The sequence below is a fragment of the Streptomyces sp. NPDC054794 genome (assembly GCF_053611585.1).
Genome location: NZ_JBSHAQ010000003.1, coordinates 1 through 20,636, shown reverse-complemented (window position 1 = coordinate 20,636; position 20,636 = coordinate 1). Strand labels below are relative to the sequence as shown.

General features: G+C 70.9%; 18 protein-coding genes. 10 read left to right on the top strand and 8 right to left on the bottom strand.

The genetic code is table 11. From position 1 onward, the window contains the following. The first annotated feature begins 87 nt into the window (after positions 1-87). The 3 genes from ACWGKT_RS03810 to ACWGKT_RS03800 all read left to right on the top strand — a co-directional run bounded on the left by ACWGKT_RS03810 (position 88) and on the right by ACWGKT_RS03800 (position 4,442). A complete protein-coding gene (locus tag ACWGKT_RS03810; RefSeq protein ID WP_453272337.1) occupies positions 88-627 on the top strand; it encodes a hypothetical protein in 540 nt (179 codons plus the stop codon). A 29-nt stretch (positions 628-656) separates the two neighbouring features. Continuing rightward, positions 657-2,840 carry a trypsin-like serine protease gene (locus ACWGKT_RS03805; RefSeq protein WP_453272336.1) on the top strand — a complete coding sequence of 728 codons (2,184 nt, stop codon included), beginning with the start codon at positions 657-659 and terminating at the stop codon, positions 2,838-2,840. Positions 2,841-3,131: 291 nt separating this feature from the next. Further along, positions 3,132-4,442, top strand: coding sequence for a vanadium-dependent haloperoxidase (locus tag ACWGKT_RS03800; protein WP_453272335.1), 1,311 nt, complete (start codon positions 3,132-3,134; stop codon positions 4,440-4,442). Between the two features lie 405 nt (positions 4,443-4,847). On the opposite strand, the gene ACWGKT_RS03795 is transcribed toward ACWGKT_RS03800, so the two are convergent. Both ACWGKT_RS03795 and ACWGKT_RS03790 read right to left on the bottom strand, forming a co-directional pair. Further along, positions 4,848-5,630 carry a calcium-binding protein gene (locus tag ACWGKT_RS03795; RefSeq protein ID WP_453272334.1) on the bottom strand — a complete coding sequence of 261 codons (783 nt, stop codon included), beginning with the start codon at positions 5,628-5,630 and terminating at the stop codon, positions 4,848-4,850. 624 nt (positions 5,631-6,254) lie between these two features. Next, positions 6,255-7,130 (bottom strand): alpha/beta fold hydrolase, encoded by an 876-nt coding sequence (locus ACWGKT_RS03790; protein ID WP_453272333.1) that lies wholly within the window; start codon positions 7,128-7,130, stop codon positions 6,255-6,257. Between the two features lie 254 nt (positions 7,131-7,384). On the opposite strand from ACWGKT_RS03790, the gene ACWGKT_RS03785 reads away from it, so the two are divergent. After that, entirely contained in the window at positions 7,385-7,792 is a 408-nt protein-coding gene (locus tag ACWGKT_RS03785; protein ID WP_453272332.1) for a RidA family protein, read from the top strand. Between the two features lie 21 nt (positions 7,793-7,813). Here ACWGKT_RS03785 and ACWGKT_RS03780 read toward each other — a convergent pair whose 3' ends face one another. After that, positions 7,814-8,194: a winged helix-turn-helix transcriptional regulator gene (locus ACWGKT_RS03780; RefSeq protein ID WP_453272331.1), complete on the bottom strand. Its 381-nt coding sequence runs from the start codon at positions 8,192-8,194 to the stop codon at positions 7,814-7,816. 104 nt (positions 8,195-8,298) lie between these two features. Next, positions 8,299-8,883 carry a hypothetical protein gene (locus tag ACWGKT_RS03775; RefSeq protein ID WP_453272330.1) on the bottom strand — a complete coding sequence of 195 codons (585 nt, stop codon included), beginning with the start codon at positions 8,881-8,883 and terminating at the stop codon, positions 8,299-8,301. A 123-nt stretch (positions 8,884-9,006) separates the two neighbouring features. Here ACWGKT_RS03775 and ACWGKT_RS03770 point away from each other — a divergent pair, with 123 nt between their 5' ends. Then, positions 9,007-10,497 (top strand): FG-GAP-like repeat-containing protein, encoded by a 1,491-nt coding sequence (locus ACWGKT_RS03770; RefSeq protein ID WP_453272329.1) that lies wholly within the window; start codon positions 9,007-9,009, stop codon positions 10,495-10,497. Positions 10,498-10,653: 156 nt separating this feature from the next. Continuing rightward, positions 10,654-11,580 carry a slipin family protein gene (locus ACWGKT_RS03765; protein WP_453272328.1) on the top strand — a complete coding sequence of 309 codons (927 nt, stop codon included), beginning with the start codon at positions 10,654-10,656 and terminating at the stop codon, positions 11,578-11,580. Here ACWGKT_RS03765 and ACWGKT_RS03760 read toward each other — a convergent pair. Beyond that, positions 11,525-12,715: an MFS transporter gene (locus ACWGKT_RS03760; RefSeq protein ID WP_453272327.1), complete on the bottom strand. Its 1,191-nt coding sequence runs from the start codon at positions 12,713-12,715 to the stop codon at positions 11,525-11,527. The genes ACWGKT_RS03765 and ACWGKT_RS03760 overlap by 56 nt on opposite strands. A 96-nt stretch (positions 12,716-12,811) precedes the next feature. Between ACWGKT_RS03760 and ACWGKT_RS03755 the strand changes: the two genes are divergently transcribed. From ACWGKT_RS03755 to ACWGKT_RS03745, 3 genes are all read left to right on the top strand, one after another. Then, positions 12,812-13,816, top strand: coding sequence for an ArsR/SmtB family transcription factor (locus ACWGKT_RS03755; protein ID WP_453272326.1), 1,005 nt, complete (start codon positions 12,812-12,814; stop codon positions 13,814-13,816). Positions 13,817-13,825: 9 nt separating this feature from the next. Continuing rightward, positions 13,826-14,332 carry a glutathione peroxidase gene (locus tag ACWGKT_RS03750; RefSeq protein WP_453272325.1) on the top strand — a complete coding sequence of 169 codons (507 nt, stop codon included), beginning with the start codon at positions 13,826-13,828 and terminating at the stop codon, positions 14,330-14,332. A gap of 97 nt (positions 14,333-14,429) precedes the next feature. Continuing rightward, on the top strand, positions 14,430-15,278 hold the full coding sequence (locus tag ACWGKT_RS03745; protein WP_453272324.1) for a MerR family transcriptional regulator: 849 nt from the start codon (positions 14,430-14,432) through the stop codon (positions 15,276-15,278). Positions 15,279-15,499: 221 nt separating this feature from the next. On the opposite strand, the gene ACWGKT_RS03740 is transcribed toward ACWGKT_RS03745, so the two are convergent. The 3 genes from ACWGKT_RS03740 to ACWGKT_RS03730 form a co-directional block, all read right to left on the bottom strand. Beyond that, a complete protein-coding gene (locus ACWGKT_RS03740; protein ID WP_235454010.1) occupies positions 15,500-15,691 on the bottom strand; it encodes a DUF397 domain-containing protein in 192 nt (63 codons plus the stop codon). A 189-nt stretch (positions 15,692-15,880) separates the two neighbouring features. Next, entirely contained in the window at positions 15,881-16,738 is an 858-nt protein-coding gene (locus tag ACWGKT_RS03735) for a helix-turn-helix domain-containing protein (RefSeq protein ID WP_356151841.1), read from the bottom strand. Between the two features lie 254 nt (positions 16,739-16,992). Beyond that, on the bottom strand, positions 16,993-17,748 hold the full coding sequence (locus tag ACWGKT_RS03730) for a GOLPH3/VPS74 family protein (protein ID WP_356151839.1): 756 nt from the start codon (positions 17,746-17,748) through the stop codon (positions 16,993-16,995). 242 nt (positions 17,749-17,990) lie between these two features. Between ACWGKT_RS03730 and ACWGKT_RS03725 the strand changes: the two genes are divergently transcribed. Further along, positions 17,991-20,585, top strand: a complete 2,595-nt coding sequence (locus ACWGKT_RS03725; RefSeq protein ID WP_453272323.1) for a D-alanyl-D-alanine carboxypeptidase — start codon at positions 17,991-17,993, stop codon at positions 20,583-20,585. Positions 20,586-20,636: the final 51 nt, after the last annotated feature.

The window sequence follows — 20,636 nt, the reverse complement described above, 5'->3', positions numbered from 1 at the left end:
CATCCCTCAGGCGTCTCACGGACTCAACCCGCCCTGTTTCTCAAGGGAATTCAGGGAATTCAGGGAACTCTCTCAGGGGGAACATCCATGAATCTCGCACGGCGAATCATCGCCACAGGTGCGGTCGCCGCGGCCTGCGCCGGCGCGGTCGCCCTCGCGTCCGTCTCCTCGCCCTCCTCCGCCACCGCCCACCACGCCGGCAATCGCCACGCCTCCGCCGACCGCGCGACCACGGTCGTCGACGGCGCACCCGGTTACGCGGTCGAGGACTACAACTACCCCGGCGCGGACGCCATCAAGGCGCAGAAGGGCATCGTGCTCAAGCGCGGCGACGGGCACATCACGCTCGTCGACTGCGCCTCCGGCACCGGCCTGATGGAGGTGTACTCCCGCAAGAGCGAGAAGAGCTGCTTCCGCGCCACGGGCCCCTCCGGCTACCTCAGCCTCGAAATCCCCTCCGTCTACGGCGTCAAGGGCGAGGCGGACCACGAGGCGGACGTGAAGCTCACCACCGACGGCGCGACCCAGAGCATCGACGTCGGCAAGGGCGAGTGGAAGGCGGCCGGTGAGGCCGCCGACCCGGACGGACGTGCCTTCGTCCTGGTCGAGATCCGCACCAGCAAGTAGCCGACACACGGGGAAGACGACACACCACCATGACCACAACCCGCAGGCGCGGCACCGCGCTCGCAGCCCTCGTGACCGCCGCCGTCATCGGCGCTCCCGCCCTCGGCGCGCACGCCGTGACCGGCAAGCCCGAGACCGACACCGCTCACGCCTTCACCGCCCGCCTCGACATCGGCGCCGGCACCAAGGCGTGTTCCGCGACCCTGATCGCCCCCCAGTGGCTGGCCACCGCCGCCTCCTGCTTCGCGGACGACCCCGCCGCCTCGGTCAAGATCCCGGCCGGGGCACCGAAGCTGAGGACGACGGCCACCATCGGCCGCACCGACCTGACCACCACTGCCGGCGTCGTCCGCGACGTGGTGCAGCTCGTCCCCCGGGACGACCGCGACCTGGTCCTGGCCCGGCTCTCCGCCCCCGTCGCCGACATCGGCCTGCCCGGCATCGCCACCGCGGCGCCCGCCAAGGACGCGGCCGTCTCGGTCACCGGCTACGGCCGCACCAAGGACGAGTGGGTGCCGCTGAAGCTCCACGGCGAGTCGTTCCAGGTCGACCAGGTCAACAGCACCGACTTCGCCGTCCACGGCACCTCCGGCGCGGCCATCTGTGCCGGCGACTCGGGCGCGCCCGTGTTCACCTCCGCCGGCCTGCTCGGCATCGCCTCCCGCTCCGACCAGGGCGGCTGCCTCGGCACCGACCCGGCGCAGACCTCCACCAACGGTGTCGTCACCCGTACCGACGACATCGCCGCCTGGGTCAAGTCCACCGTCGAGTCGGCCCCGTTCGCCGACTTCAACGGCGACGGCGTCGAGGACACCGCCGTGGGTGACCCCAAGGCCACCGTCGGCCAGTACACCGAGGCCGGTGCCGTCCACGTCGTCTACGGCGGCGGCAAGGGCACCGCCCAGCTCGACCAGAGCCTGGACTCCGTGCCCGGCGACGCGGAGACGGGCGACCGCTTCGGCTACGCCCTGGCCACCGTCGACTACAACAAGGACGGCTACACCGACCTCGCCGTCTCCAGCCCGTACGACGACGCCGGCTCCATCGCGGACGTCGGCATGGTCTCCGTCATCTACGGCTCCCCGGCCGGCCTGGGCAAGGGGCGCGCACCCGACAACTACGCGCAGGGCGAGGGCACCGGCGCCCTGAAGGACGCCGGGAAGGAGAAGGGCGACCTGCTCGGCTATGCCCTCGCCGCCGGGGTCACCCGCGACAACGAGCCGTACCTCGTGATCGGCGACCCGGGCGAGGACGTCGGCTCCGTCACCGACGCGGGCTCGGTGGTGTACGTGCACGGCAGCACCAACCTCTTCCTCTCCCAGGGCGCAGGCCTGCCCGGCTCCCCCGAGGCCGGGGACAAGGTGGGCACCGCGGTGGCGGCGGACAAGACCAACATCGTCGTCGGTATGCCGGGCGCGAACATCGGCGGCAAGCCCGGCGCGGGCTCCGTCGCCGTCCTGACCCACAACCTGGGCCCGAACTTCAAGCCGGTCGTGCGCGCGCACCTGGACCAGGACAGCGACAAGATCACCGGCGGCGCGGAGAAGGGAGACGCGTTCGGCCAGTCCGTCGCGATCATCCCGAAGGGCACGAACAACGACTCGGTCATCGCCGTGGGCGTGCCGGGTGAGTCGATCGTCGCGGCCAACGGCACGACGAACGTGGCCAACGCGGGCGCCGTCTACACGTTCGACTTCCCGGCCAGGAGCGACTGGTCGCAGCTGAAGGTCATCCACCAGGACCAGCCGAACGTGGACGGCTCGATCGAGACCGGTGACCGCTTCGGGGAGACCGTCGCCGCCATCAACCTCGCCCCCGAAAAGGCCTCGCCGTCCTGGGCAGACATGCAGCTCGCGGTCGGCGTTCCGGGCGAGTCCCAGGGCACCGCGGCCGGCGCGGGCGCCGTGCAGACCTTCTCCCTGCTGACCGCACCCGGCGACCACAGCGACGTCCTGCGCGCCGGCTACAACAAGGTGCCGGGCGCACCGGGCGCGAACCAGCACATGGGCCAGGTGATCGCCCTGTCGCCGACGCACGTCTACATCGGCATGCCGAACGGGCCGCAGGCCGGCGGCGCGGTCTACGAGGTGCCGTGGAACAACCTCGCCTCGTACACCACGAACGCCGACACGGACGGGGACGTCACGGTGCTCCGGCCGGGCACGGGCGGCATCCCGACCGGCGGCAAGGCCTTCGGATCGGCCGTCCGGTGACCCGCTGACCCGCACGACGACGGGTCGTACGATCTCCCCGCTCACGCGCGTGCCGCGTGAGCGGGGAAGTCCCGCCGAGCGGAGAAGGCGTGGGTCTTCCGGTCGAAGATCCACGCCGTGCGCGTGCCACCGGTCGCGCCGCGGCGAGTTCTCTTGATCACACAGGGGGCCGTTGCTAAGCCTTGGGCACTCGACTCCAGGGAGCACGTTGTGCATCAAGAGCCCCCGCTTCCCATTCCCCCACGTTCACGAGTCCGGGCATTCGTCTGCGGCGTCGCGGCCGTCGCCCTCGTGACACTCACCGCCGCGGCAAGTCCCCCCGACCCGGCCCCCCGGACCGCCGTGGACCCGGCAGCCGTGGTCCGCCAGTGGAACGCCATCGCCACCGACACGATCAAGACCAGCCTCGGCCCACGCCCCTCCGGGCAGGCGGTGATCTGGGAGGGATTCGTCTCCGTCGCCGTGTACAACGCCGTGGTGGGGATCGAGGGCGGCTACGCCCTGTACAAGTGGAACGAGCACGGTCCGGCCACGGCATCCTCCGCGGCGGCCGCCGCCACCGCGGCCCATGACGTGCTGGTCGCCTACTTCCCCGCCTTCCAGCAGCAGCTCGACACCGCCTACGCCGACTCGCTCGCCGCTCTTCCGGCCGGTCAGGCCACGGACCAAGGCGTGGACTACGGAAAGCGCGCCGCCGCCCGCATCATCGAACTCAGGGAAGGGGACGGCCGGTTCGCGAACCTTCCGTTCACCGCTTCCCCGGCACCGGGAGTCTGGCGGCCCACCCCGCCCGCGTTCCAGCCCTTCATCGACACCTGGCTCGCCACGCTCCGCCCGCTCCTGCTCACCTCCCCGCAGCAGTTCCGCCCCGGCGGGCCACGCGCCCTCTCCTCGGCCGCTTACGCCAAGGACTTCCTGGAACTGAAGACCATGGGCGCGAAGACCGGCTCGGGCAGGAGCCCGCAGCAGACCGAGACCGCCCTCTTCTTCAGCGGCAACCTGGTCGCACAGGTCCAGGCAGCCGTACGGGACCACGCCGCCCGCCACCAGCTCGGCACCGCCGAGACGGCCCGGCTGTTCGCCGCGGTGAACGCGTCGGCGACCGACGCCGTCGTCGCCGCGTGGGACGCCAAGTTCCACTACGGCTCCTGGCGGCCGATCACCGCCATCCGCCTGGCCGACACCGACGGCAACCCCGCGACCACGGCGGACCCGGCCTGGGAGCCGCTGCTCGTCACCCCACCGCACCCCGACTACATCGCCGGCCACACGACCGTCGCCGCCGCCGTGGCACGTGCCCTGACCGACGTCCTCGGCACCTCGCACATCGATCTCAACGTCCCCTCCGAGGTCACCGGCACCACGCGGTACTACGATTCCGCCGACGCCCTCAACCGGGACATGGTCGACGCCCGTGTGTGGGGCGGCGTCCACTCCCGCACGGCGGACGTGGACGGCTGCCGGGCCGGCGCCCGCGTGGCCGCCTGGGCGCTGGACCACTACTTCCAGCCGGTCGGCGACGACGACACCCAGCGGTCACTGCCGGCACGAACGGCCCAGGGCGGGCGCGCCGAGCCATTGTGCGACGAAGACACCGACTGAGCCACAGAGCCGATGAAAGGGACGTCGATACGGGTGGCGTCCCCGAAGACCTGCGACGGCCCCGGACCGATCTCGGTCCGGGGCCGTCGAGGCGGGCGGGAGTGCCGGCGGGGGTGGCCTGGGCAGCGGGTCGACGAACTTCTCCAGCGGAGGGGTGTTCGGCGTCCCCGCGGGGTCCTCGCACCCTGCCGGCGGGTACGCCGTCGCCGCGTACGCCCGCGTTTCCGGACCGCCCTGCGGAAGCAGGCCGCGGCCCCCGCGGCACCGGCCCCGAGGAATTTCCTTCGCTCCATCATCGTCTCCAGCCTCCCGTCGCCTCACATAACGTGAAAGGGATACAGGGCTGGTTCAGAACGCTGCCGCAGCGCGCCGGTCCGGTCCGGGAAAGCCGCCCCGGGCCGCCGACTAGCGGACGTCGACGAAGTCGCCCGTGGCCTTTACGGCGTTGGTCGTCATGGTGGGCCTGAACTCGTACCGCCAGTAGCGGTCGGCGGTCGCGGTGACCTTGGCGGTGGCGACGCCGTGGGTGTCGGTGAGGGTGTAGCCCATGGACTCGTAGTAGCTGACGCCCGGCGTGCGGAACTCCAGGTAGGCGCGCTGGTTCGTGTAACCGCGGTAGTCGTGGGTGTCCCAGTTGGCGCGGGTGAGCTTGCCCGTGACGGTGAGCGTCCTGCCCTTGGCGACCGGCTCGGGAGAGGCGTTGGCTGTCAGCTTGGCGTTGCGCTTCATGAAGAAGGAGGTGTAGCCGTCCGTCTGCACGTAGTCCCCGTCGTTGGCCTTGACGTCGATCGCGACCTTCCAGATGCCGGCCAGCGCGTTCTTCAGGTCACGGCGGGGGTCGATCGTGTAGTGCTTGGTGCAGACCGTGGTGGTCCCGTTGGCGGTGCACACCGGCGCGGCCTCGCTGGGCTTGAGCACCGCGTCGGCCTTGCTGAGGCTGCTCCCGTGGTAGAGCGTGAAGTCCGCGACCTTGACGCCCGAGTCGTCACCGGCCATCAGCTGGACGGTGATCTTCCTTGAGTCGGTGGTGCCCAGCACGACGTCGTTTCCCGCGCCGCCCCCGCCGGTGATCCGGAAGGTGCCGACATCGATGTTGCCCACCACTTCGGTCGCCTGCGCACCCGGTGCGAGGAGTGCGGCTACGGCAAGGGAACCGAGCAGGGCGGAGCCGATCGTCAATGTGCGCATGGAGCCCCCCAGGGCGTTTCGGACCCGCCCCCCGACGGGCCGCCGATGAATGGACGCAGTGTACGCACCGGTGATCGCTCGGGAATGGGGGGCCATATCCGTGAGTGCGTGAAATAGGACAAGCGTTGTAAAGTGATCATGGCGTCCGAGGCCCTGACCAGGCCGGCGGAACGCGCGTCACCGCGGAGCGTGGTGACAGCTCACGGGGGAGTAATTATTGTGCCGGTTTCCCGGTATTTCTTGCGCATCGTCATGCATGAGCACAGCGACAAGCGTCGGATCCCTCTTCGGAAATTCTGACCCGAGGTCACTCAGCGGACGCCCCGGAATTCTTCGCGGGCGCTCTTGGGATACCTGTCCGAGAAAGGGCAAGGGAATGTTTGCCGCTGTCTTCGGTGATGACACGGGGTTCCTCGTCGGACTCACCGTCGTCGCTGTCCTCGTAGGAGTGATCGCGTGGGACGTCGCCCGGCGGCGCCGGGTCGCCCACGCGTTCTGGTGGTTGCCGCTGGCGTTCTGCCTGACCGGCGTGCTCGGGGCGACCCTCGCCCTGCGCGGGGGTGAGTCGGGGCGGGCCGAGTGTGTGATCAACCATGAGATCACCGACGCCGGCACCGGTGAGGTCTACGCCGATGAGAGCGGCCGCTGTTCGGCGGCGATGGCGTCGGCCACGAGTTCGGGTTCGTCGACCTGGACGAAGTGGCCGGCGTCGATGAGCAGGCGCAGTTCGCTGTTCGGGAACAGGTCGGCGAACTCCCGCGCCACCCGGGCGTTGAGGTAGCGGTCCCGGGCCCCGAAGACGACGCGCACGGGCGGTTCGAACGCGCGCAGTTCGGGCAGGCGCCGTCTGCGGCTCAGTACCGCCGCGAGGAGCTCGTCGTTCAGCCGCCAGAACGCCGGCCGCGCGGCGGGAAACTGTGCGTAGAGCCGCGCCACGTACGGCTCGCGCACGCTGGAGTCCCTGATGAACCGGCCCACCTGCCAGGTGTACAGGCGCCGGTCCAGAGCCGGTCGGCGCCGCACGACGGCCCGCGCCGCCGTGCGCACCAGCGGTGTGGAGTAGAGGGCGATGGCGGGCGGGCGCCGCAGTGCCGGGGTCCAGTGGTAGTAGGTGTTCAGCAGGACGAGCCGCTCCACACGGTCCGGGTGGGCCAGCGCCCAGTCGATCGCGGGCGGGCCGGAGGCATCGTGCGCCACCAGCACCAGCCGGTGGGCGCCCAGCTGTTCCGTCACCGCTTCCACCACGGCGGACAGGTCGCCCACCTGGTTGGCCACCGTGTAGGGGTGGTCGCGCGGCTTGTCCGACTCCCCCCAGCCCAGGAAGTCGAACCGCACCGCGGGCACCCGGCCCGCCAGGTGCGGCAGCAGCCGGTCGTAGAGGTGGGTGCTGTCGGGGAAGCCGTGCATCAGGACCGCGGGTGTGCCGGTTCCCGGCAGGACTTCGGCGTGCAGGCGGTAGGGGCCGCGCGCCACCGCCAGGGGCTTGACGATCGGGTCCATGACACCCTCCCTCGTCCGCCTCGTCACACCACTCATTCAAGTCCTGCCGCCGCCGTCCCGCGACCGTCGAGACGGTGAGCACCTCCAGCACGGCCGAACTCCACGGTCACCGTCAGGTTCCCGAGTCACCGAAAAGTGCGTTCTTCCATGTCATCGCACGCTCTCCTACGGTTTCCGAGTAACCGCTGGAGAGCGACCGCCCCCGCATCACGCGGAAGCGAGGCGCGGGCTCTCGTGACGAGGAGGCAGGCCTCATGGCCATCACCCTGGTGAACCCCGAAGGACTTCCGAAGGTCGACATCTACCGGCAGGTGTCGATCGCGACCGGGTCGAGGCTGGTCCACATCGCCGGCCAGGTCGCCCGCGACGCCGACGGCGGCCACGTCGGCGAGGGCGACCTGGCCGCCCAGACCGAGCGGTGCTACCTCAACATCGGCACCGCCCTGGCCGGGATCGGCGGCTCCTTCGACGACGTGGCGAAGCTGACCGCCTACATCGTCGACTGGACCCCCGACAAGATGCCCCTGCTCATGGAGGGCGTCGCCCGCGCCTGCGCGCAGCTGGGGGTCACCCCGGTACCGCCGCTCACCGGTGTGGGCGTATCCGCGCTGGCCGAGCCCGACCTGCTGGTGGAGGTCGAGGCCACCGCGGTCCTCGACTGAACCACCGCGGTCCCCGGCCCGTCAGCCGTCGAAGCGGCGGCGGGAGTCCTCGATGTGGCCGAGGTACCGGTGGGTCCAGTCGCACATCCCGTCGATGGTCACGCGCAGGGCCCGGCCCGGCTCGGTGAGGGTGTACTCGACCCTCGGCGGCACGGTGGGGTACACGGTCCGCTCGACGAGGCCGTTGCGCTCCAGCATGCGCAGGTTCTGGGTCAGCATCTTGTGGCTGATGCCCTCCACCTCGTTCCGCAACTCGCTGAAGCGCAGGGTGCGTTCACCGAGGAACTCGATGATCAGGAGCGCCCACTTGTTGGCGACGTCCGAGAAGATCTCCCGTCCCAGCGAGTCCGCACGCGCGAGGTCCGCGTCGTCGGGCAAGCCCGTGAGCTGCCTGGTCCCCATGAGGCTCCCTCATCGCCGAAGAGCGTACGTCCCTGTCCGCGGCCACTCTCCATCGGTTCCCGAGTAACCGCAAGAGAGTCAGGCCCGGCACCGATCGTCGCCGCCTACCCCTGGCTGTTGCGGAACCCGATGACCACGGCACCCCACCAGCACACCTGGGACACCAGGGCCGTGGCCGTCCCCCAGCCGAGGAACCGCGGCGCGAGCACGGCGGCGGTGGCCCGTTGCGCCATACGCCTGTTCAGCAGCCCGGCCTGCAGGCCGTTGAGGGTGAGGACGAGCACCAGCACCGACTTCACGCGTGTGAGAGGGGAGTCGAGGTCCGGCTGGAGCATCACGCCGCTGGCCACGAGGCCGGCGAGGCCGGTCCAGATCGGGACGTGGAGGTGCGCCGTGCTGCCGAGGGCGTCACGCAGGGCGCACCGGCCCGTCAGGAACAGGAGCGCGTAGTAGTCCGCCATCAGGACGGCTCCGAAGCCGAGCACGAGCGAGGCCAGGTGGACGAAGAGCGCCACGGTGTGCAGGGCGGGGTCCACCCGCAGGTGCAGGGATATCCAGGCGCAGGCGGAGAGTCCCAGGCAGGCGGCGAGCGCGGCGGCGGCGACCGTCCACCACGTGTCGAACAGGCCCAGCCGCCGGACGGGCCCTGCCTGAGGGGACACGGAGGGCTCCGAGGGCAGCACGGACACGGACGACTCCTAGAACAGGCTCAGCAAGACTTAGGTAAGGCTCACCTAAACATCGGTTTTCAGTCAAGGCCGAAATCGCTCGGATATTTACCGAACTCACGTACAACCCTTACCTGTCGCAAGGTGTCTCTTGATCGACTCCCGTACGACGTCATCGATTCACCGGAGCCCGCTTTGCGCAAGCGCACCCTTCTGCTGGCCGCCACGCTCACCACCGGCTTGCTCACCGCCCTGCCCGCCACGTCGGCCACCGCCGCCCCCTCCGGCCTGTCCGGTGACTTCAACGGGGACGGCTACCGTGACGTCGCGATCGGTGCCATGAACGCCGACGTCGGCTCGGTCCCCAGCGCCGGTGCCGTGGTCGTGCTGTACGGCTCGGCCTCCGGGGTCTCCTCGGCCAAGAAGACCGTCATCACCCAGAACTCCGCCGGGATCCCGGGTACCGCCGAGACCGGCGACAGCTTCGGCAGCAGCCTCGCCACCGGTGACCTGAACGGCGACCGCTACGCGGACCTGGTGGTCGGCGCCCAGTACGAGGGCATCGGCGGCCGCGAAGGCATCGGCAACGTCACCGTCGTCTGGGGCGGAGCCTCCGGCCTGTCCGGCGGCGCCAACCTGCCCGAGCCGCCCTTGTCCTCACTGAGCACGTGGGGCGGCTACTCCTCCGGCGTCGCCACCGGCGACTTCGACGGCGACGGCAAGACGGACGTGACTGTCACAGGCCAGAGCCACACGCACCTCTACCGCGGGCCGTTCAGCCGCACCGGCGCCCCGCTGGGCCACTACGGCGTCGGGGAGCTGGGCTCGACGTACGAGGTGGCGGCGGGCGACCTGACCGGCGACGGCAGGGCCGAGCGGGTCTACCCGTACGCCGTCGACGGCGACGCCGGCGGCGCGATCGCGTACTTCCGCCACGACCCCGGCGGCGCGGACCACCCCGAGACGGATTACGCCCTCGTGAACCTGCCGAAGGCCGACGGGCAGATCGCCACGGTCGCCGACGTCAACGGCGACAAGTACGGGGACCTCGTGCTCGGCGACTACCAGGACCCGCACGCCGGCCGCACCGGCGCCCACAAGGGCGGCCAGATCGCGGTCTGGTACGGCGGCCCGAACGGCCCCGACCCGGAGCAGACGCCCACCGTCATCCACCAGGACACCGCCGGCGTGCCCGGCACCGGCGAAACCGACGACCTCTTCGGCTCCGCGATCGGCGCGGGCGACGTCAACGGCGACGGCTACGCCGACGTCGCCGTCGGCGCCTGGGGCGAGGACCTCGGCACGGTGAAGGACGCCGGCTCCGTCACCCTCCTGTTCGGCTCGGCCTCCGGTCTGACCGGCAAGGGCGCCAAGTCCTACTCGCAGGACACCGCGGGCGTCCCCGGCTCCTCGGAGACCCGGGACGCCTTCGGCATGACGGTCCGTCTGATCGACCTCGACAAGAACGGCAAGGCCGACCTCGTCACCGGCGCCGGCTACGAGAACGGCTACGGCGCGGTCACCGTCCTGCGCGGCACCGCCTCCGGCCTGACCGGCACGGGCGCGAAGTTCCTCTCCGCCCGCGACGTCTCCCTCAAGGGCGGTGCCAACTTCGGCTGGGCCATCGCGCATTGACGCGTACCGCGATCGCCCCCTCCAACTCGCCCACAGCCGCACCGACATGACCCGGGGCCGTCTTTCTTTACGCACTCCTGACGCCGCCGGGCGCATCCACGCGCCGCCGCGCGGTGTCCTCTCCGTTGTCTCAGTAGCACCGGAGAATGGAGTGCCATGGAGGGCACCGTCGTAGCAGTCGTGCTCGTGGCCGTACTGGCCCTGCTCGTACTGCGCAGTGGGATGCGGGTGGTCAACCAGATCGAGCGCGGCGTCGTGTTCCGGTGGGGCAAGGCGCTGCCGTCGTACCGGCACCCTGGCATCACGTTCCTCATCCCGTTCGCCGACCGGATGCGGAAGGTGAACGTGCAGGTGGTCACCATGCCGGTGCCCACCCAGGAGGGCATCACCAAGGACAACGTGTCCGTGAAGGTCGACGCCGTCGTCTACTTCCGGGTGACCGACCCGGTGCGGGCCGCCATCGAGGTGCAGGACTACCACTTCGCCGTCGGACAGGTCGCCCAGTCCTCGCTGCGGTCCATCATCGGCAAGAGCGACCTCGACGACCTGCTCACCGACCGGGAGCGGCTGCACGAGGGCCTGGCGCTGATGATCGACAGCCCGGCCACCGAGTGGGGCATCCACATCGACCGCGTCGAGATCAAGGACGTACAGCTCCCGGAGTCCCTGAAGCGGTCCATGTCCCGGCAGGCCGAGGCGGAGCGCGAGCGGCGGGCCCGGGTCATCACCGCGGACGGCGAGTTCCAGGCCGCCCAGCAGCTCGCCAACGCCTCCCGGATCATGTCGGACACCCCGGAGGCCATGCAGCTGCGTCTGCTCCAGACGGTGGTGGAGGTCGCCGCCGAGAAGAACTCCACCCTCGTGATGCCGTTCCCGGTGGAGCTGCTGCGCTACTTCGACCGGGCGACCAAGCGGATCGACCAGGAGGTCGAAAAGAACGAGCGGGAGATGGGCGGGCCGGACGGGCTCAAGGCCGGGATCGAGCAGATCGCAGCCGTCGCCGACAAATTCGGGCCGGCCGCGGAGCTCAGCGCCCCGAGGGAGCCGGCACCGGAGCCGTCCGCTCCCGTCGAGCAGCAGTAGCCAGCGTCAGCGTCACGGCGAGTGACGCGAGCGCCATGAACGCCATCGCACGGGCGGGCGAGGTGGCCTGGGCCACCGAACCCGCCAGCGCGGCGCTCACGCCCTGCAGGGTCAGCATGCCCGCCGAGTGCAGGCCCAGGGCGTGGCCGCCGAGTCCGTCCGGCGTCAGGGCCATCAGCCGCTCCTGCTGGACCAGGCTCGCGCCGAAGCCGACGGAGGCGAGGGCGGCGCAGGCCGCGGCGACCGGGACCGCGGGGTGCAGGACGAACAGGAGATACGGCGCGGCCAGCAGCACGAGCAGCGGCGTCGCCAGCCGGGCGCGCACCGCGACCGGCACCAGCCGGCCGACGGTCAGGTCACCGGCCAGCATGCCCAGGGCCGCGCAGGCGAACAGCGTGCCGGCGGCGCCGGGGTCGTACGACACGAACAGGGACTCGCAGCCGACGACCAGGCCGTTGGGGATCCACAGGCCCAGGTAGGTGAGTCGGCGCGGGCGGGCGGACCACAGGAGGGCGTTGGTGCGCCAGGTCACCGCGACCGAGGGGCGGCCGGAGGCCCGCGGCGGGCGGGCGGTGAGTCCGAGGCGCAGGACGAGGGCGGCGGCCAGGTACAGCGCGGCGGCCGGCAGCAGCGAGGCGCGCGGGGACAGGAGCGCGACCAGGACACCGCCCGTCGCGTACCCGGTGATCTGGGCGATCCCGCTCATCATGTTGAACACCGAACGCCCCAGCAGATAGCCGTCCTTGGCGAGGATCTCGTTCAGCAGCCCCCAGCGGACCCCGCCGCCCAGCGAGGCCACGAGCCCCAGGACGAGCACCACGCCGAACACCGCCCCGATCGGCAGGCCGGGCAGGGCCATGACGGCCGTGCCGGCGGCGAAGGCCAGGGAGATCCCGGTCAGCGCCGTACGCGGCGGGAGCCGGTCGGCGCCCGACAGGAGCAGGGTCGCGCCCAGCATCTGGACCAGCGAGGGGCCGAACATGCTCACCGCCGACAGCAGCGGCGAGTCGGTCGCCCGGAACACGAGGGTGCCGAGGGCGAGCCCGCCGACGGTCTGGGCGGCGGTGTGGGCGGCGGAAGCGGCGAAGAGCGGTGTGAACTCGGGGGTTCGGAAGAGGACTTGGTAACTGCGCATGCGCCGGAGTCTGAGGCGGCCGCGGAGTCGGCCGTTATTGTTTCGCGCAGGCGCGAAACGTCTTTCGCCCGGCCATGAACGTCAGGGGGCTCGCCGATGGGCTGGTGGCAGGTCAACGCCGACACGCTCGCCCGCAGCCGGTTCGTGCTCTCCCCGCTCGCCGAGACCTTCGCGTGCCTGAAGCTGCTGCACGCCGGCGAGGGCGCGCATCCCGGGGAGCTGGAGTGGCTGCGGACGCATCTGCCCGGCTACCGGGCACGGCTGGCGTCCGACCCCGTCACCGCGCTGCTGGTGCGCGCCGGGCTCGGACCGGACTGGATCGCCGACTTCCTCACGCCCACGCCCCGGGACGGCGAGTCCTTCGAACAGGGCGTGGCCCGGGTCCGCGCGAGCGCCGCCGCGGACGCCCGCGCCCATCTGCGGCTGTCCCTCGCCGGGCCGCTTCCGGCCGAGCTGGACCGGGACGACCTGCCCGAGCGGGCGGCCGCGCTGCTGGAGTACGTCTGGGCCGAGACCGTACGGCCGTACTGGGCCCGGCGCCGACGCGTTCTGGAGGCCGATGTGGTCGCGCGGACGGCGCAGGTGAGCCGGGGCGGCTGGGTGGAGGCGCTGGACTCGCTGCGGCCGGGGCGGACGCGCTGGCTCGGGGAGAACAGGCTGCAGGTGAACCGGCACGAGTACCCGCCGCGCGAGATCTCCGGAGCCGAACTGGTGTTCGTGCCGATTACGCCACAGCGCCACGGGTGGGTCTCCTGGGAGGACGGGGACCGGTACGCGGTGATCTACCCCTGCGCGGGCGTGCTGGCCGACGCCCACGGCAGGGCCGTACCGGCGAGCCTGGGGGCCCTGCTCGGAGCGGCGCGGGCCGGGGTGCTGGTGCTGCTCGACTCCCCCATGAGCACGACCCAGTTGACGGCGGTGACCGGGCAGGGGCTCGGGTCGGTCGGGCGGCATCTGAAGGTGCTGCTGGAGTCGGGACTGGTCGAGCGGCAGCGGGCGGGCCGTTCGGTGCTGTACACGCGGACGGCGGCGGGCGAGGTCCTGCTGGACGCCGGCAGGCGCGGGCACTCCGGTCACCCTCGCGACACTTACCGGAGCTAGCATCCGCTTATGACGACTACTGACAACACCGGCTCCGTACTCGACGTCGAGATCGGCGCCCTCACCGGCGGCTCCGCGGACCTGACGCAGTACGCGGGCAAGGCCGTCCTCATCGTGAACGTGGCCTCCAAGTGCGGCCTGACCCCGCAGTACACCGGCCTGGAGCGGCTGCAGGAGCGGTACGCCGCGCAGGGCTTCACCGTGCTGGGCGTGCCCTGCAACCAGTTCCTCGGCCAGGAGCCCGGCAGCGCCGAGGAGATCGCCGAGTTCTGCTCCGCGACCTACGGCGTGACCTTCCCGCTGACCGAGAAGGTCGAGGTCAACGGCGAGGGCCGGCACACGCTGTACGACCGCCTGGTCGGCTTCGCCGACGCCGAGGGCCACACCGGGGACATCCGCTGGAACTTCGAGAAGTTCCTGATCGGGCGGGACGGCAAGGTCGCCGCCCGCTTCTCGCCGCAGACCGAGCCGGAGTCGGCGGAGCTCGTGGCGGCGGTGGAGGCCCAGCTGGCCTAGGACCCGTCGACCTGGCCGGCTGTTGACCTTGCCCCTGGGGCAGGGCCGAGCGTCCTTGTCACCGGGCGGACGGCGCCCGGTGACGGAGGATGTGAGAGTGGACGAGGACCTGCTCACCATCGGCGCGTTCGCGGCACGGGCCCGGCTCTCGGCGAAGGCCCTGCGCCTGTACGACCGCCTGGGACTGCTGTCCCCGGCGCGCGTCGACGAGGCCAGCGGCTACCGCTACTACCGCGCCGATCAGGCGGAGCGGCCCCGTCTGGTGGCGCTGCTGCGGCAGCTGGACATGCCGCTCGCCCGGATCGCCGAGGTGGTCGGGACGGACGGCGGCGAGGCCGCCGACCTGCTCGCCGCGTACTGGGCGGACGTCGAGACCCGCGTGGCGGGGCAGCGCACACTCGCCGAGTACCTCCGTGGACGACTGTCGGGGAGGAGCTCCGAGATGTACGGCAAGTTCGTGGTCGAGACGGTCGAGGTACCCGAGCAGGTGGTGATCACCGAGACACGGCACACGCTGGCGGACGAGCTGCCGGCGTGGATCGGGGCGTCACTGGAACGGCTGGAGGAGGCGGCGCGCGAGTGCGGGGGCGTCACGGCGGCGCCGTTCGTGCTCTACCACGCCGAGGTGTCGATGGAGAGCGACGGCCCGGCGGAGTCCTGTGTGCCGGTCGCCGACGAGAAGGCGGCCCGGGACTGGGCGGCCCGGCACGGCCGGGCCTGGGAGACGAAGGTCCGCACCGAGCCGGCCGGGCGCCTGGCGTACACCCGGATCACCAAGGCCCAGGTCGCCCACCCACAGATCCTGGCCGCCTTCGAGGCGGTGGAGCAGTGGATGACCGAACAGGGCCTGGAGATGGCGGGCCCGTGCCGGGAGGTCTACTTCGCGGACTGGGAGGCGTCCGGCCCTGAGGACCCGGTGTGCGACGTGGCGTTCCCTGTGAAGTAGCGCCGGACCCGGATTCGCCGGGAGGGCGAACGCGGAGGCCCGAGGGGCTGTGCACGATCGCCCTCCCGACACCGGCTTTGTCGCCCCGGAGGCGAACCGAGCCCCCGAAAAAACGGGCCCTCTCGGCAAGGACGGCGGGCTGGTCGAGAGGGCACTGGGGTGGTGCGTGTGCAGTTGTTGTGTGGTTGTCCGGTCTCTGTCGGCGAGGGTCAGGGAGCCCCCTAGGCCTTGACCGATGCCACGAAGGCGTTCCACGCGTCGGCGGGGAAGGCCAGGACGGGACCGTCGGCGACCTTGGAGTCGCGGACGGCGAGTTCCACGGTGGCGGGCGACTTGACCTCCACACACGCTCCGTTACCGGCGGAATAGGAGGACTTCGTCCACGTCTCCGTGACGCCCTGAAGCAGTGCCATGTCCACTCCTGTTGCGAGTTGCTGTAGTGCGTTTCACGCCAACCTTGTCGACCGGTTGGCGTGATCGACGCTACTCGGCAACATCCCTTCCTGGAGCGGCCGTTCACTCAACCGGATGGCATATTCCAGGTGAGCCTTCCGGTGGAGCGTTCCTGCGGTGTAAGATCCGGCGCCTCACTCGCCGACCGCTCAGCGCGCGTACTCTTTGGCCGCATCGGCGATGAATTGACGGGATTGGTCCACATTGAGGGACTGTGCCCGCAAGTGCTCGTACATCACCGCGTACTTCTGGACGTCATGCGCCTTCTCCAGATAGAGGTCGCTGGTGACGCCCTCCAGGTACACCACGCTGGAGTCGGCCGCGTCGGCGAACTCCAGGATCGCGTACTGCCCGTTGAGCCCGGGATGCGCGCCCACCTCGAACGGCAGCACCTGCACGGTGACATGGGGCAGCTGGGACATCTCGATCAGATGCTCGAGTTGCTCACGCATGACCAGCCTGCTGCCCACCATCCGGCGCAGCGCGGCCTCGTCCAGCACCACCCACAGCCGGAGCGGGTTGTGCTCGGCGGTGATACGTTCCTGTCGCCGCATCCGCACCTGGACGCGCTTGTCGATGTCGTTCGTCGAGGTCTCCGGCAACGCGCCCTGCACCAGGGCCTCCGCGTACGCCCGGGTCTGCAACAGACCGGTGACGAGTTGGGGTTCGTACACGCGCAGCGACTCCGCGTCCGTCTCCAGGCCGATGTAGACGCTGTAGGGGATGTCCCCGAAGGCGTGCCACCAGCCCTGCTGCCGCGAGTCCCGGGCCATCTCCATCAGCGACTCGACGACCCGCTGGTCCTCGACCTCGTACACCCCGCACAGGTCGCGCACGTCGCGCTGGCTGATGCTCCTGCGGCCGTTCTCCAGACGACTGATCTTCGACTGCGAGACCAGCAGTCGTTCCGCCACTTCCTCGGCCGTCATGCCCTTGAGCTCGCGGAGCCTGCGCAGCTCCTGGCCCAGGCGGCGTCGCCTGACGGTGGGATTGACATTGGACGCCACGGGACGTGCACCTCCGGCTGCCTGCCTGTACTGGCACTTTGCGTATCTGCTGCTGAGCAGATTGCCACCAAGGTGCTTACTACCGCTGGGAAACAGTGGATATGCGGCGCGTACGCGTCAGTTCGGGCACAAGCAGCCGAGCGGGGCGGTGAGACGTTCGGTCTCACCACCCCGCTCGGACCAGCGGCTCCCGTACCGGGTCTGGGGACTGAGGGTGCGGCTGTCGTGCGTGTGCGCTGCCGTGGAACCGCGGCTCAGTGGACCACGGCACGCGCCATGGAGCTGCGGCGCGGCTGCATCGGAACGCCACGAGCGGGTTCCGGTGCGGGCCTGGCCGCCGGTCCGGCCGGGCGGCCGGCGGTGGCCGGGGTACGGCGCGGCTGGGCCGCCACACCGTTCTGGACGTCCATGACGGCGTGCGCCACGAGACCGCCCATCGGGTCGTGCCGGATCAGATCCCGCAACCGGGACCGTGAGGAGCGACCCTCATTGCCCGGGTACAGGTGCTTGCCGAGGCCGACCGCGTGCGCCAGGGCGGCGAGCGCCGCGGTCCGCGGGTCCGGCGGTACGCCGGTGCGGATCGCGGAATCCAGCCGGGCACGGATCTCCCGGCTGATCTCGGTGTCCGTCGCCTGGTAGCGAGTCGTCGGCAATACCCCGCACATCTGACCCGGCACGGCGGCGACCATGCCGCACCGCTCCAGATGCGAGAGGTAGGTCTGGCGGAGCCCGAGACGCGGCCCGCCGATCCAGTGGACAGCACGCACCGGAGCGCCGCGCCTTCGCAGCAACTCCAACGCGCAGTCCAGCGTCGGATCTCCTGTCGGCCGTGGCGCCACCACGGCGATACGATCCCCATCTGGGGCTATCCGTCCGGCCAGCGCCAGCTCCACTAGCTGTGCTCCGGCCAGACCGAGGTCGAGCGACTGCGGCTGTGCAGTGGTACCCGTGGCCGGGTCCAGTGCCAGCAGCAGAAGCTCCTCCGGAATTGTTCTGCGGCTCCTGCCCATCCATGCCTCCCCGCGTGGATGAATGACAGGGTGACCCCTCTCACATTCATCTGTCGAGGGTGCGTGACCGGTTCGTAAGGGAACCAGTAGGTATGTCGTTCTCGTCTACCCGGTTGGGTCAGGTCCGCACACAGGACACTGGTACATGGTTCGGACAGCGCCGGAACGACGTTTGTGCGAACGGCGGGTTCACGTTTCGATTGGGCGCACGAGTGGGCGTGTGGCGCACGGAGGAGGCATCGGTGGCGGGCGAGTCCCCCGACAGGTCGAAGCAGCGCGAGTCGTCGGCAGAACCGACGTCGGGGAGCGCGGGTTCGGTTCCCGAAGCACGCGACCCGCGTCTCGCGGTGGCCCGTGAGTCCGACTCCGGCGGCACCACGGACACGGCGACGAAGGTCCTCTCGGTACGGGAGGTGACGGCCGCCGCCGACACCGACTCCCCCGACCCGAAGGACGACGCCCGCCTGCGCGCCGCGGTGGCGGCGTGGGTGCGATCGGGCGAAGGCGGCGAGGAGTCCGACACGGACGAGGCGGGCGAGGCGGCCTCCAACGCCGAGGACGACACCGTCGATTCGAAGGCCGACGCAGAAGCAAACGGCACCTCGGAATCCACCGCTTCCCCGAAGTCGGCCGCAGAGCCGGAGGCCGACGCGAAGGCCGACGCCGCCCCGGAGACGGAAGAGAAGGACGACGCCGAGACGGCGGACGACGACTCCGCGAAGGCCGATGCGGACGCGAAGACCGACGCGGCCGACGACCCGGAGCCGAAGGCTGACGCCGCTCCAGACACGGACGCTGCGGCGAAGACTGACGCGACGGCAGACGAGGCCGCCACCCAAAAGACTGAAGCTGCCGAGGCCGAGGACGAGAACGGGCCCGAGGACCAGGCCCCGAACGCCGAAGCCGCCCCGGCCGACACCGACGAGGGCAGGGACGAGGCCGAGGCTGAGGCCGAGGACCCGGCCCCGAAGGCCGACGCCACCGCCGACGCGGACTCGACCTCGAAGGCCGAAGCCGCCCCGGCCGACGAGGGCAGGGGCGAGGCCGAGGCTGAGGCCGAGGACCAGGCCTCGAAGGCCGACGCCACCGCCGACGCGCCCCCCTCTTCGGAGAAGCGCGCCGAACCGAAGGACACCGCGACCCGCAAGCCGGCCGCGGACCCCCGTGCCGCCGACGGCGAGGACGACCCGCAGGGGCCGCCCGCGGCCGACGACGAGGCCCGCACGGGTGGTTCGGGTGGGAACACGGCGGCCGATGGCGGAGCCAAGGCCGTCGACCAGCCGACCGCCGTCTTCAAGGCCGTACGCCCCAAGCCCCAGGTCGACCAGCCGACGACCATGCTCAAGCTCGGCGACACCAAGAAGCCCCCGGCGCCGAAGCCCCCCGCGTCCACGCCGAAGGCACCCCCGTCCGACCCCGAGCGCACCAGCAAGTTCGTCGCCCTCAAGCCTCTTGACGACCAGGCGATCCGGAACAGGCCCGCCCCGGCCGCCGCCGACGCCACCGCCGCCATCCCCCAGGTCGGCCCCGAGCGCACCACCCAGCAGCCCCTGCCGCCCAAGCCGCCGCTGGACCTGCTGGCCGAGCTGACGAACACGCCCCCGCCGCCGGAGACCCCGGTCCGCACGCTCGTCCGCCGGGTCAAGATCTGGACCCCGGTGGCCGTGCTCCTGGCGATCGTCTTTGCGGTCGTACAGAACCTGCGCCCGCTCCCCGAGCCCACCCTCGACCTGACCGCGAAGGACAGCTTCACCTTCGACGGCGGCAAGGTCGACATCCCGTGGCCGGCCAAGGGCCAGGCCGCCCTCGACGTCCAGGGCATCGGCACGTTCGGCTCCTCCGGCGACCAGAAGCCCGTACCGATCGCGAGCGTCGCGAAGGTCATGACGGCGTATCTGATCCTGCGCGACCACCCGCTCAAGAGCGGCGAGGACGGTCCGAAGATCAAGATCGACAAGCCCGCCGAGGAGCAGTCCGACGCCGGCCAGGAGTCCACCGTCCCGGTCACCGCCGGCGACAGCATCTCCGAGCGCGAGGCCCTGCAGGCGATCCTGTTGCCCTCCGCCAACAACGTGGCCCGGCTGCTCGCCCGCTGGGACTCGGGTTCGGAGAAGGGGTTCGTGACGAAGATGAACGCCACCGCCAAGAAGCTCGGCATGACCAACACCACGTACACCGACCCCTCGGGTCTGACGGACTCGACGGTCAGCACGGCCGTGGACCAGGTCAAGCTGGCCAAGAAGGCGATGGAGCAGCCCGCGTTCCGCGAGGTCGCCGCGATGATGTCGTACGTCGACTACAAGGGCCACAAGCGCAACAACTACAACCGGCTGGTCGGCTACAACAACGTCGTCGGCATCAAGACCGGCACCACCACCTCCGCCCTCGGCAACCTCGTCTTCGCGGCGAAGCAGACGGTCGACGGCGAGACGCGCACCATCATCGGTGCCGCGATGCGCCAGCCCGCCGGCGGCTCCGACAACACCATCATCAGCGGTGTCCTGGAGGCGGGCGACAAGCTGATCCGGGCCGCGCAGGGCTCGCTGAAGTCGGCGAAGATCCTGAAGAAGGGCGATGTCGTCGGGTACGTGGACGACGGGCTCGGCGGCCGCACCCCGGTGGTCCTCACCAAGGACCTGCCGGCCGTCGGCTGGGCCGGGCTGAAGGTGACGCTCTCCTTCACCGCCGACAAGGTGCCGCACACCGCGAAGGCCGGCACCAAGGTGGGCACGCTCACCGTGGGTGACGGTTCGAGCGGTGCCGTGGGGGTTCCGGTGGCTCTGCAGAAGGACCTCGCCGAGCCCGGCTTCGCCGCGAAGCTGACCCGCATCACCTGACCCGGGGCGCATGGCATGTCACCGCACCCCGCCGCGGAGCCCCCACCCGGG

Coding starts and splice junctions, on each gene's coding strand:
- ACWGKT_RS03790 (WP_453272333.1), bottom strand. CDS start 7,130: ATGGACCCGATCGTCAAGCCCCTGGCGGTGGCGCGCGGCCCCTACCGC.
- ACWGKT_RS03780 (WP_453272331.1), bottom strand. CDS start 8,194: ATGGGGACCAGGCAGCTCACGGGCTTGCCCGACGACGCGGACCTCGCG.
- ACWGKT_RS03785 (WP_453272332.1), top strand. CDS start 7,385: ATGGCCATCACCCTGGTGAACCCCGAAGGACTTCCGAAGGTCGACATC.
- ACWGKT_RS03810 (WP_453272337.1), top strand. CDS start 88: ATGAATCTCGCACGGCGAATCATCGCCACAGGTGCGGTCGCCGCGGCC.
- ACWGKT_RS03755 (WP_453272326.1), top strand. CDS start 12,812: ATGGGCTGGTGGCAGGTCAACGCCGACACGCTCGCCCGCAGCCGGTTC.
- ACWGKT_RS03750 (WP_453272325.1), top strand. CDS start 13,826: ATGACGACTACTGACAACACCGGCTCCGTACTCGACGTCGAGATCGGC.
- ACWGKT_RS03765 (WP_453272328.1), top strand. CDS start 10,654: ATGGAGGGCACCGTCGTAGCAGTCGTGCTCGTGGCCGTACTGGCCCTG.
- ACWGKT_RS03795 (WP_453272334.1), bottom strand. CDS start 5,630: ATGCGCACATTGACGATCGGCTCCGCCCTGCTCGGTTCCCTTGCCGTA.
- ACWGKT_RS03730 (WP_356151839.1), bottom strand. CDS start 17,748: ATGGGCAGGAGCCGCAGAACAATTCCGGAGGAGCTTCTGCTGCTGGCA.
- ACWGKT_RS03740 (WP_235454010.1), bottom strand. CDS start 15,691: ATGGCACTGCTTCAGGGCGTCACGGAGACGTGGACGAAGTCCTCCTAT.
- ACWGKT_RS03760 (WP_453272327.1), bottom strand. CDS start 12,715: ATGCGCAGTTACCAAGTCCTCTTCCGAACCCCCGAGTTCACACCGCTC.
- ACWGKT_RS03805 (WP_453272336.1), top strand. CDS start 657: ATGACCACAACCCGCAGGCGCGGCACCGCGCTCGCAGCCCTCGTGACC.